A 12,341-nucleotide genomic window follows, 5' to 3' on the forward strand; every position below is an offset into this window, starting at 1 on the left:
AGAGCAAAGGATTTCATCATGGGTTACACACACGCCAGCCAGCTAGATGCACTAAACCAAAATATTGCCGACCTTGACGGGCGTATTAACGTTTCTTTTGAATTTTTTCCACCAAGCAGCGAAAAGATGGAAGAGACGTTGTGGAACTCTATTCATCGTCTAAAGACGTTGAAGCCAAAATTTGTGTCGGTAACCTACGGCGCCAACTCTGGTGAGCGTGACCGCACCCATTCAATCATTAAAGAGATCAAGGAGCAAACGGGTCTTGAAGCGGCGCCTCACCTGACGTGTATTGATGCATCACGTGATGAACTGCGTGCCATTGCTCGTGACTATTGGGCCAATGGCATTCGTCATATTGTTGCGCTTCGTGGCGATTTACCTGAAGCCGGTGTGAAGCCTGACATGTATGCGTCGGACCTTGTGGCGTTGCTGAAAGAAGAGCACGACTTTGATATCTCGGTTGCGGCTTACCCAGAAGTGCACCCAGAAGCTTCGAGTGCGCAGGCGGATCTATTAAACCTAAAGCGCAAGATTGATGCGGGTGCGAGTCGCGCGATTACGCAGTTCTTTTTCGATATTGAGAGCTATCTGCGCTTCCGTGATCGTTGTGTGGCAGCCGGCATTGAAGCCGAAATCGTGCCGGGTATTTTACCTGTATCAAACATGAAGCAAGCGAAGCGATTTGCGGATGCCAACAACGTGAAGATTCCAGCTTGGATGTTAAAGCAGTACGAAGGTTTGGATGATGATCTGCTTTCGCGTCAGATGGTTGGGGCGAGTAATGCCATTGATATGATTCGCGTACTGAGCCGTGAAGGGGTGAAAGATTTCCACTTCTATACCTTGAATCGCGCCGAAATGACCTATGCGCTTTGCCACACGTTAGGTGTTCGAGAGAATCAATAATCGCCCTCTGCGATTGCTCAGAAAGCTAGACGCTTCCCATTCGGCGAGTTCTCGACTCGCCGTCTTTGTTGCTGCCCTTTGATTTAATCGACTACCCGTTAAGGTACGCCTTGCTGGAAGGCCTAGCAAACCCTGCAGAACTAGCCCTTCTTGTTGTTAGACAATTAGCGCTTTCATCTCGGAAAAAGGCAATAGAAAAGGGGTATCACTTGCGTGATACCCCTTTTTTATTATATCTGTAAATTCAGCGTCTTAGCCTAGCAAAATCTTAATATTAGTGCGCTGATATTTACCCTCAAAGTGCGATAGCACTTTGCTCACTGTCCATTGCATTAAGCTCAGCAACGACTTCTTCAGCCCAGGTAACCCATGCTTCACTGTTGATAATACAGCGACGTAAGGTCAGTCTGTCCAAGCGCGCCTGACGGTCTAACGTGTCAGGATCGGCGAAGTGTTGACGCTCCAACTCACGATAGTGGTTGATCAGCGTTTGCGTTTCGTCGATAAGACCTTGGATGTGGCTCTGCATCGGTGCAGAATTATGCACGCTACAAACGAGAAGTTTCGCTGATAGCTCATCACGTACAGTTGGATTGCGAACAGGCTCTTGGAACCACTCAAACAGTGACTCACGGCCTAGGTCTGTAATTGAGTAAACTTTACGATCCGGCTTGCCTTCTTGTGGCTGAAGAACACAAGTGACCAAGTTGTTTGAGGCCATCTTGTTCAGCTCGCGGTAGACCTGCTGGTGGCTGGCCTTCCAAAAGTAGCCGATACTGTGAGAAAACTCTTTTGTTATATCATAACCCGTGGCATCGCGATTGCTCAGCACGGTTAAGATCACGTGTGGTAATGACATCTTATTCTATCCGTTTCAAGAACTACAAACACTCACTCAGGGCGGACATTACCCATCGCTCTAACGGCGCTTTTCAGTATCTAAGTTGCACTGCCTGAATGAAGAGCCGTAGCATAGCATCAAATTCATCAATAACGATACAATGACGACGCAAATCGCAATAATTAGCACTTGTTGTGACTAATTATCCTTACCTACAGGTCTTGAAGGTCATTCATGTTTCCGGCGATATGTTACAAAATCAACTTCAATGTATGTAAAAACAGACGGAGTGCTGAACATACTTGCTATGCCTCTCCAGACTGCTGATATTAGTAAAGCGCATTTTATAGTGAGATAGGTGTCATATAATTGATACATTATAAAAAAGGCCGCATTGCTGCGGCCTCATTAATAAATTTGCGATCAACTTAGTGATTTATCACTTGCGATAAGCAGTTAACCTGTATTTCGCATACCAGCAGCGATACCAGCAATGGTAACCATTAAGGCTTCTTCCATCTCTGGCGCGAGCGCTTCGTGTTGACGTGTACGGAAAAGTAGCTCGGCTTGAAGCATATTTAATGGCTCAACGTAGATGTTACGCAAGCGGATAGCTTCTTTACCCCACGGGTTCTCTTCCATCAAGTGCTCATTGTTATCAACGGTCAATACGGCCTTGATATCACTCTCTAACTGTTCACGTAGACGTGTACCGAGTGGCCAAAGTGATTTATCTACTAGACGCTGGTCATAGTATTCACTGATTTCGGTATTGGTCTTAGTGAATACCATCTCGAGCATCCCAAGACGCGTTGAGAAGAATGGCCATTCACGACACATCGTTTCCATCAGTGCTTGGTCGCCATTGTCGATTGACGCTTGGATGGCTTGACCTGCACCTAACCAGGCTGGCAGCACTAAGCGGTTTTGGCTCCATGCAAAAATCCATGGGATGGCACGAAGACTCTCTACGCCACCGTTTGGATTACGTTTAGCTGGACGAGACCCAAGCGGTAGCTTACCTAGCTCAAGCTCTGGCGTTGTTGAGCGGAAGTAAGGGACAAAGTCCTCTTCACCGCGCACAACGTGTCGATAGGCTTCACAAGAGATTTCAGACAAGGTGTCCATCTGGTCTCGCCATGCTTGCTCTGGCGCTGGTGGCGGTAGGAGGTTCGCTTCTAGAATTGCGCTGGCATAGAGGCTAAAGCTGTTAACCGCGACATCAGGCAAGCCTAACTTGAAGCGAATCATCTCACCTTGCTCAGTTACACGTAAGCCGCCTTTTAGGCTCTTCGGTGGCTGAGAAAGTAACGCAGCGTGCGCAGGTGCACCACCACGACCAATCGTACCGCCTCGACCGTGGAAGAGTGTGAGTTCAACGCCTGCTTCTTCACAAACGTTGACCAGAGATTCCATCGCAGTGTACTGAGCCCAACCTGCAGACATGACCCCCGCATCTTTTGCAGAATCCGAGTAACCGATCATGACCATCTGGTGATTCTGAATAAAACCACGATACCAATCAATATTCAGTAGTTGGCTAATAACAGCTTCTGCGTTGTTCAAGTCATCCAGTGTTTCAAACAGCGGACAAACATCGAGACGGAATGGGCAACCTGCTTCTTGAAGAAGAAGGTGAACGGCAAGCACGTCAGACGCGGTGCGTGCCATTGAAATGACATAGGCACCAAGCGCTTGTCGAGGCTGCTGGGCGACGATACGGCAAGTATCGATAACTTCTTGGACTTCTGCGCTTGGCTCCCATTCGAGTGGCAGGAGTGGACGTTTAGAAGAGAGCTCTTTGACAAGGAACGCAACTTTGTCTTGCTCACTCCACTGGTCGTAATCACCCAGACCAAGGTAACGCGTTAGCTCTGAAATCGCATCAGAGTGACGGGTGCTCTCTTGACGAATATCGAGACGTACAAGGTGTACACCGAAACACTTGATACGACGAAGTACATCAAGCAGATGGCCGTCAGCGATGATGCCCATACCACACTCGTGCAGTGACTCGTAACATGCCAGCAGGGGTTCCCAAAGTTCATCTTCACTCTCAAGGACGTGTCCTTCTGGAACGGGCTCGCCTTTGATTTTTGCGTCCATGATGTCACGGGTGCTGGTTAACTTAGTGCGTAAATCTTTCAAAATCGCACGGTAAGCTTCGTGCTCACCACCAGCAAGCTCGCGGACTTTGTCGTTGCATTTCACCATCGACAGTTCGCTCACTAGGTCTTGAATGTCGCCCAAGAACAGGTCTGCGGCTTTCCAACGCGAAAGGAGCAATACTTCACGAGTGATTTCTGAGGTTACAAATGGGTTGCCATCGCGGTCCCCCCCCATCCATGAAGAGAAGAGGACTGGCGCAGCATCGATAGGCAGGCCTTCACCAAGGTGGCGATGAAGTTTCTCATCGAACTGGCGCAGGAACTCAGGTACGGCTTCCCATGCTGAGTTTTCAATGACAGCAAAACCCCATTTTGCTTCATCAAGCGGTGTTGGGCGCTGCTGACGAATCACATCAGAGTGCCACATTTGCGCAATCAACTGCTCGAGGCGAGTTTCCGTTTTTGCACGTTCGCTTGCAGAAAGCTCTGATAGTTCAAGCTTAGACAGACAGTTATTAATCTGAACCAGCTTGTGAATCATGGTACGTCGAGCGATTTCGGTTGGGTGAGCGGTGAGCACAAGCTCGATCTTGAGATCACGCACCGCTTCAATGGTGTCAAACTTGCTGACATCTTGGCTATTGAGTTTACCGAATAGAGTATCAATAGAGTCTGGACTGCAGACATGCTCTTCGCAATGACGGGAAATCGTGTGGAACTGCTCTGCGATATTGGTCAGGTTCAAGAACTGACTAAAAGCACGGGCTACAGGAAGGAGTTGCTCATCGGGGAGATTTTGCAGCTCTTTAATTAACTGTTGGCGATCACTGTCGTCGCCACCACGGGCTGACTTTGAAAGCTTACGGATAGTTTCAACTTTATCTAACAGCTCTTCGCCGTGCGCATCTTTGATCGTGTTGCCCAGTAGGTGACCGAGCATACTGACATTGCTTCTCAACGCGCTATATTTTTCATTCATAACGGATCCATCTCGTAATTTTGTTACAAACTGAATTGTAAATTCCTGCCTATAATCTAGCCATGATCCCACTATCAGGTCAAATGGTGTTAGGTATGTTCGTAAAAAAACGACACTACATTGACCTTTATCATTCTATTGTTCTGCACTTTGGCCGATTTTTCGTCGTTTAGACGATATATCCCTATATAGAAAGACTAAAAAAAGTGGGAAATTCATGTGTTAGACGCCTTGTTTCTATTTTGGTTGCTTTTCGCGGTTTGTGTTTCTGAAATTTAATCTAAATCACACCTTGACACCTACTCACTATCCAGTTAAAAATAACCATTCAAGAATAGTGAATAAATATTGCATTTAAATTTATTGAAGGTATTCCCCATGAGCCAGACATTGATCCAGACAGGAGCGCGCTTTATTCGACGACGTCGATGATGAATGTCTGGTGCCTGCGCACCTCTGCTGAGCCCCAGCAATATCGCTATTTAAAGCTGCCTACGTTTCTGAATGTCATCAAAGCTACAAATAGTTATGCAAAAGGCCAGTGCATGGGACGGTATGTTTTCATGGTGGTTATCAATCAAGAAAATGCCATCAATCACAGTTATAACGAGCAAGTATTCATCGAAACGGATAGGGAACGAGGAGCAATGCATGAGCCAACAACCACTTGTTATTAAATTAGGCGGTGCCGTGTTGTCGTGCACTGAGACTCTGCAACAGCTTTTTGATGCCATCGCTAACTATCAAAAAACGTCAGTTAGGCCCTTGGTGATTGTCCATGGCGGTGGCTATCTTGTCGATGAACTCATGAATAAGCTTCAATTGCCAACGGTGAAAAAAGAAGGCCTAAGAGTCACACCGCTTGAGCAAATTCCCTATATCGCAGGCGCATTGGCTGGTACGGCGAACAAACTTCTGCAAGGTCAAGCGGTGCGTTCTGGTGTGAAAGCCGTCGGTCTGAGCCTTGCAGACGGTGGTCTTTGCAATGTGACCCAACTTGATGAGGAATTAGGCGCGGTGGGGGAAGCCTCCCCTGGTGATGCCGAGCTAGTGAACGTGATTACTGGGCAAGGTGTGGTGCCGATTATTAGCTCAATTGGTTTGAATGCACAGGGTGAGCTAATGAATGTGAATGCGGATCAAGCTGCGGTAGCCGTGGCGAGTGCGTTAGATGCTGACCTTGTTTTGCTTTCGGATGTGAGCGGTGTCCTTGATGGGAAAGGACGGTTAATGAGCAGCCTTACTGAAGAAGAAGCGGCCCACTTAATTGAAACGGGTGTCATCAGTGATGGCATGGTCGTGAAAGTACACGCGGCATTTTCCGCTGCAAAATCGCTAGGGCGCGCCATTGAAGTGGCGACATGGCGTTATCCAGAAAAACTCGCCGCTCTTTTTGAGGGCGAAAGTATTGGCACTCGTTTTGCCGTTTAACCTGATTGAATAACTGAATTACCTGCCGTCTCGGGATGACCGCCGCACGGCAAAGCATGGAGAGTGAGAAATGAGCAAGATTAGTAAAGTGGTATTAGCCTATTCTGGCGGTCTGGACACGTCGGCCATCATTCCTTGGCTAAAAGAGAATTACGATTGTGAAGTTGTGGCGTTTGTCGCGGATGTGGGTCAAGGCGATGCTGAGCTAGAGGGTATTGAAGAGAAAGCGATTGCCTCGGGCGCATCAGCTTGTTATATCGCGGATCTGAAAGAAGAACTGGTTGCTGACTATATCTATCCAACGCTGAAGACGGGAGCGATTTACGAAGGTAAATACCTACTCGGTACATCGATGGCACGTCCTATCATTGCCAAAGCGCAAGTTGAGTGTGCATTGGAAGTGGGGGCCGACGCGTTATGTCATGGATGTACAGGTAAAGGCAACGACCAGGTGCGTTTCGAAAGCTGTTTCGCCGCCCTTGCGCCGCAGCTGAAAGTGATTGCACCATGGCGCGAGTGGGAAATGCGTAGCCGCGAAGATCTGCTTAACTACCTCGCTGAGCGTAAGATTCCATGTAGTGCATCACTCGAGAAAATCTATTCTCGTGATGCGAATGCTTGGCACATTTCGACAGAAGGTGGAGTGCTAGAAGAGACTTGGAATCAGCCCAATGAGCACTGTTGGGCATGGACGAAAGATCCAGAGCAAGCACCTGATCAGCCTGAACTCGTGAGTGTGAAAATTGTAAAAGGCCAGATCACGGAAGTGGATGGTGAAGCCATGTCTCCTTTGAATGCGTTGAATTATTTGAACGAGAAAGGGGTTGAGCATGGTGTCGGCCGTATCGATATCGTTGAAAACCGTTTGGTGGGTATGAAATCGCGTGGTTGCTATGAAACACCGGGCGGCACCATCATGATGGAAGCACTGCGTGCGGTTGAGCAACTGGTTCTCGACAAAGAGACTTTCGACTTCCGTCAAACTGTGGGTCAGAAGTTCTCACATCTCGTTTACGATGGCCGTTGGTTTACGCCACTATGTAAGTCTCTATTGGCTGCGGCAGACGCGATTGCTGACGACATTAATGGCGACGTTGTTTTGAAGCTGTATAAAGGCCAGGTGACCGCTGTCCAGAAGCAATCAGCGAATAGCTTGTACTCTGAAGAGTTTGCAACCTTTGGTGAAGATGAAGTGTATGACCAAAGCCATGCTGAAGGCTTTATCCGTCTTTACTCACTCGCTAGTCGTATCCGCGCCTACAATGAGAAAAAGTAATGATAAGGCTGGCTAAGGCCAGCCCCTAATAAAAAAGCAATGATAAGCAGTAGAGCAATCAGCAAGTCGAGCATCTAGGAGAAAGACAATGGCATTATGGGGTGGACGTTTTAGTCAAGCAGCAGATACGCGGTTCAAACAATTTAATGACTCGTTGCGCTTTGACTATCGATTGGCTGAGCAAGATATTGTGGGCTCTATTGCTTGGTCTAAGGCGCTGCGTAGTGTTGATGTCTTGACTGAAGAAGAGCAGCAGGCGCTTGAGCTTGCGCTCAACGAGTTGAAGTTAGCTGTGATGGAAGACCCAGAGCAGATTCTTCATTCGGATGCCGAAGATATTCACAGTTGGGTTGAGCAACAACTGATTGCGAAGGTGGGTGATCTCGGTAAGAAGCTACATACTGGTCGTTCTCGTAACGATCAGGTCGCAACGGACTTAAAGCTCTGGTGCCGTCAGCAAGGTCAGCAGTTACTGCTCATGCTCGACAAATTGCAAAACACCCTTGTTGAAGTGGCTAAGGCGCATCAGTCAACAGTACTGCCGGGTTACACACACTTGCAGCGTGCGCAACCTGTGACGTTTGCACATTGGTGCCTCGCCTACGTTGAAATGTTCGAGCGTGACTATTCGCGTCTCGCGGATGCGATGCAGCGTTTTGATACCTGTCCGTTAGGAAGTGGCGCACTTGCTGGTACCGCGTACCCGATTGATCGCGAAGCACTCGCACACAACCTTGGCTTTCATCGTGCGACGCGTAATAGCCTTGATTCTGTGTCAGACAGAGACCATGTGATGGAGTTGATGTCTGTCGCCTCAATTTCAATGCTACACCTATCGCGGATGGCGGAAGACCTCATCTTTTACAACTCAGGTGAGTCAAACTTCATTGAGTTGGCGGACACAGTCACCTCTGGTTCATCTTTGATGCCGCAAAAGAAAAACCCCGATGCACTTGAGTTGATCCGTGGCAAAGTCGGCCGAGTTTATGGTGCGATGTCAGGCATGATGATGACGGTGAAAGCACTGCCGCTGGCGTATAACAAAGATATGCAGGAAGACAAAGAGGGGCTTTTTGATGCGCTTGACTCTTGGGCTGACTGCATGGAGATGGCTGCGCTCTGCTTTGAAGGGATCAAAGTGAATGCAGATCGTACTTTAGAAGCGGCAATGCAGGGTTATTCGAATGCTACTGAGTTGGCGGATTACTTAGTCGCGAAAGGGATTCCTTTCCGTGAAGCGCACCACATTGTTGGCGTGGCGGTGGTTGCGGCTATCGATAAAGGCTGTGCACTGGAAGAGCTTAGTTTGGCTGAAATGCAGAGTTTCTCGCCTGTCATTGAAGATGATGTCTACCCAATCTTGACGATTGAATCGTGCCTAGAGAAGCGTTGTGCGTTGGGTGGTGTGGCACCGAATCAAGTAGCGTATGCGATTGAGTCGGCTGAGCAACGTTTGGAGCAGCGATACTCTCCTGCGGTGAAAGTGCGTGGTGCTCGATTGACCGACTTAGACGCGATTGAAGGCATGGTCGCTTACTGGTCGAATCTGGGTGAAAACTTACCGCGCAAACGTAATGAGTTGGTACGAGATATTGGTTCATTTGCGGTCACGGAACATCAGGGGACGGTGACAGGATGTGCATCGCTTTATGTGTATGACTCAGGACTGGCCGAAGTGCGTTCATTAGGCATCGAGGCCGGCTGGCAAGGGCAAGGACAAGGCAGTGCGGTCGTTGCACACTTGCTAGATAAAGCCAAGCAAATGGCGATCAAGAAAGTCTTTGTGTTAACCCGTGTGCCAGAGTTCTTTATGAAGCAGAACTTTGTACCGACATCGAAGACCTTATTACCAGAAAAAGTAATGAAGGATTGCGAGCGTTGCCCACGTCAGCATGCTTGTGATGAAGTTGCGCTAGAGGTCAACCTTGATGAGCAAGTGATCAAGCGAGTGCATGTGGCTTAACCGTTTTTGTGACAAAGATAGATAATGAGCCAGCCTTAGGGTTGGCTTTTTTACGTTTTAAGGCTTTAAGTTGTCTTTTTGAGGCGGTAATAGAGTGCCATGACCATATGCGCACTAAGAAGTAGGCTAAAAGCGCCAGCGAAGAAAAGCAGTGCAATAGATTCGACCGAAAAAGGTGTTGCGCTATACCCCCATCCCCACCAACTCCAGCTGAGAATGGCAAGTACCACGAGTTGCTTCATACAGCGATGACAGCGGCCGAGTTTTTCCTTGATGAGCAGGTGGTCACAGAAACGGCAAGACATAAGCAGGTACACGTTAAAAGAGAAATATTGAACCGAGTATACCGCGATTTAATGTCTGGCATCTTAACGAAAAACGCCTTCCCGAAGGAAGGCGCGCAAACAGAGTGGATGGTGAGTGATTAGCAGCCCGGGCCACAGTCGAGGCAATGCTTAATCATTTCTGGGCCGAGATGCAGTTTCGCATTGAGATCTCTCAGTGCCGTTCTCACGCCTTCTTCAATCACAGGGTGGTAAAAAGGCATCTCCAACATTTGCGATACGGTCATTTGATTCTGGTGAGCCCATGCGAGTAAGTGGGCTAAATGCTCTGCGTTGGGGCCCATCATCTCTGCACCTAGGAAACGACCTGTCCCTTGCTCGCCATAGACATTGAGTATGCCTTTGTTGCGTAGCATGACGCGAGAGCGACCTTGGTTCTCAAATGAGACCGTACCTGTTGCAAAACAGCCGCATTCACCCAAGCGTGTTGTGATCTCTTTGTAGGACTCACCAACCATGGCAATTTGTGGGTCCGAGAAGACGGCGGAAATTTTAGAGCGACGTAAGCCTGCACGAATATCTGGGAATCGTCCCGCGTTATCGCCAGCAATGCGACCTTGGTCTGCTGCTTCATGCAGCAAAGGTAATTGATTGCTAGCATCACCCGCAATGAAAATGCTATCGACGGATGTCTGTAAGGTGTAGTGGTCTGCGTGAGGCACACCGCGCTCATCAAGTACGACACTGGTATTTTCAAGGCTAAGTTTGTCGGTATTGGGACGACGACCTGTTGCTGCGAGCACGTAGTCGACAACAATGGTTTTCAATGCACCTTGTTTATCGAGATACTGAATCTCAACCGCATTATCAACACGCTTCATGCTTTCTACTTTGACATCGGCATCCAAGTAGAACTCTTCATTAAAGGTTTTATCGGCGTATGCCATCACTTCAGGATCAGTCAATGGGCCGACTTGACCGCCTAAACCAAACATAATGACCTCGACACCGAGTCGTTTAAGCGCTTGACCAAGTTCAAGCCCAATCACGCCCGGTCCAAATACTGCAACGGAGTTCGGCAGATCATCCCAATCGAACACATCATCATTGATGATCAAGCGATCACCAAGATCATTCCAGATCGCAGGATAAGCAGGTCGAGAGCCTGTGGCAATCACAATGCGCTTTGCGTGGATGGTGGTATGGTCATCGACCTGTAGCGTCGTGTTATCGATAAAGTTCGCATACCCACTAATTTTATCTTCAGCAGGAATTTCATCGACACCTTCAAGGACAAAGCCGACAAAGCGGTCACGCTCACGTTTAACGCGATCCATCACTTCGCGGCCATTAATGACGATTTCACCTTGCGGATGAACACCAAAACCCGGCGCCTTTTCGATCTGATGTACGCTTTCTGCTGCTGCGATCAGCAGCTTTGATGGCATACAGCCGACACGGGCACAGGTTGTACCATAAGGACCGCCTTCAATCATAACCACGCTGTCGGTGTGCGCTTTGGCTGCTCGGTAAGCGCCGAGTCCTGCCGTTCCGCCACCAATGATGGCAACATCAGTCGTAATGGTGTTCATAGGATTTTCCTTTTGAGTGTCACAACCACGCAAGGTGGCAGTAAAGTGTCTAAATGAGTTGTGTAAAGTCGTCTGTGCTAACGCTGACGGCTAAGAGCCCGGAGTATTCGCTCAAAGCCGTCATGCAGGGTTAGCGGTTTAGATGGCTTTCAAGTTCTTCGCTACCGCCAATATGCTGACCACCAATGAAGACTTGTGGTACGGTGCCGCGGCCAGTGATTGCGCGCAAACTGACTGTCGTCGCATCTTTTCCTAATACCACTTCTTCAAACTGCAGACCGTGGTCGATAAGGTTTTGTTTCGCCTTGGCACAGAATGGACAGCCAGGCTTAGTAAAGACAGTGATAGACTCTTGGATCTTGTGCTCAGGTGCGATGTAGTTGAGCATGGTTTCCGCGTCAGAGACTTTGAACGGGTCGCCTGGCTCGTTAGGCTCGATGAACATTTTCTCTACCACACCGTTTTTAACTAGCATACTGTAGCGCCATGAGCGGTCACCAAAACCGAGGTCGTTCTTGCTGACTAACATGCCCATACCTTGGGTGAACTCACCGTTGCCATCAGGAATGAAAGTGATGTTCTCTGCTTCTTGATCGTCTTTCCATGCGTTCATGACAAAAGTGTCGTTGACGGAGACACAAAGGATGCTGTCGACGCCGTGCTCAGAAAATACCGAAGCTAACTCGTTGTAGCGTGGTAGGTGAGTCGATGAGCATGTTGGAGTGAATGCGCCTGGTAGACTGAACACGATGACGGTTTTGTCAGCAAATAGTTCGTCAGTTGTCACATTTACCCACTGATCACCTTGGCGAGTAGGAAAAGTCACTTGAGGAATGGCTTGGCCTTCTTTTGATGCAAACATAATAATTATCCTTGATGCGTTATTGGTAACTTTTACAGCTTATCGGTTAGTGCGCTGTGTTGATGTGATTATTATGTGATTTTGAGTGAGATAGTT

The 12,341-nt window shown here is 48.4% G+C and carries 9 protein-coding genes; 4 read left to right on the forward strand and 5 right to left on the reverse strand.

The features are described 5' to 3' along the window. Positions 1 to 18: 18 nt before the first annotated feature. Complete coding sequence (metF, locus tag TSUB_RS00985; protein WP_087020227.1) at positions 19 to 909, forward strand: methylenetetrahydrofolate reductase; 891 nt, start codon at positions 19 to 21, stop codon at positions 907 to 909. 295 nt (positions 910 to 1,204) lie between these two features. Here metF and TSUB_RS00990 read toward each other — a convergent pair whose 3' ends face one another. Continuing rightward, a complete protein-coding gene (locus TSUB_RS00990) occupies positions 1,205 to 1,768 on the reverse strand; it encodes a PadR family transcriptional regulator (RefSeq protein WP_087020230.1) in 564 nt (187 codons plus the stop codon). Between the two features lie 438 nt (positions 1,769 to 2,206). Further along, on the reverse strand, positions 2,207 to 4,837 hold the full coding sequence (ppc, locus tag TSUB_RS00995; RefSeq protein WP_087020232.1) for a phosphoenolpyruvate carboxylase: 2,631 nt from the start codon (positions 4,835 to 4,837) through the stop codon (positions 2,207 to 2,209). 651 nt (positions 4,838 to 5,488) lie between these two features. On the opposite strand from ppc, the gene argB reads away from it, so the two are divergent. From argB to argH, 3 genes are all read left to right on the forward strand, one after another. After that, positions 5,489 to 6,268, forward strand: coding sequence for an acetylglutamate kinase (gene argB / locus TSUB_RS01000; RefSeq protein ID WP_087020237.1), 780 nt, complete (start codon positions 5,489 to 5,491; stop codon positions 6,266 to 6,268). A 70-nt stretch (positions 6,269 to 6,338) separates the two neighbouring features. Beyond that, positions 6,339 to 7,544, forward strand: a complete 1,206-nt coding sequence (locus TSUB_RS01005) for an argininosuccinate synthase (RefSeq protein ID WP_087020240.1) — start codon at positions 6,339 to 6,341, stop codon at positions 7,542 to 7,544. Positions 7,545 to 7,632: 88 nt separating this feature from the next. Further along, entirely contained in the window at positions 7,633 to 9,507 is a 1,875-nt protein-coding gene (argH, locus tag TSUB_RS01010; RefSeq protein ID WP_087020243.1) for an argininosuccinate lyase, read from the forward strand. Positions 9,508 to 9,572: 65 nt separating this feature from the next. Here argH and TSUB_RS01015 read toward each other — a convergent pair whose 3' ends face one another. The 3 genes from TSUB_RS01015 to TSUB_RS01025 all read right to left on the reverse strand — a co-directional run bounded on the left by TSUB_RS01015 (position 9,573) and on the right by TSUB_RS01025 (position 12,245). Then, the gene (locus TSUB_RS01015; protein ID WP_087020246.1) at positions 9,573 to 9,812 is read right to left on the reverse strand and encodes a DUF3624 domain-containing protein; all 240 of its coding nucleotides are present in this window, start codon (positions 9,810 to 9,812) and stop codon (positions 9,573 to 9,575) included. Positions 9,813 to 9,931: 119 nt separating this feature from the next. Continuing rightward, a complete protein-coding gene (locus tag TSUB_RS01020) occupies positions 9,932 to 11,383 on the reverse strand; it encodes a dihydrolipoyl dehydrogenase (RefSeq protein WP_087020249.1) in 1,452 nt (483 codons plus the stop codon). A 130-nt stretch (positions 11,384 to 11,513) separates the two neighbouring features. Then, a complete protein-coding gene (locus tag TSUB_RS01025) occupies positions 11,514 to 12,245 on the reverse strand; it encodes a glutathione peroxidase (protein WP_087020251.1) in 732 nt (243 codons plus the stop codon). Positions 12,246 to 12,341: the final 96 nt, after the last annotated feature.

It is taken from the genome of Thaumasiovibrio subtropicus (genome assembly GCF_019703835.1).
GTDB classification, from domain to species: Bacteria; Pseudomonadota; Gammaproteobacteria; order Enterobacterales; family Vibrionaceae; genus Thaumasiovibrio; species Thaumasiovibrio subtropicus.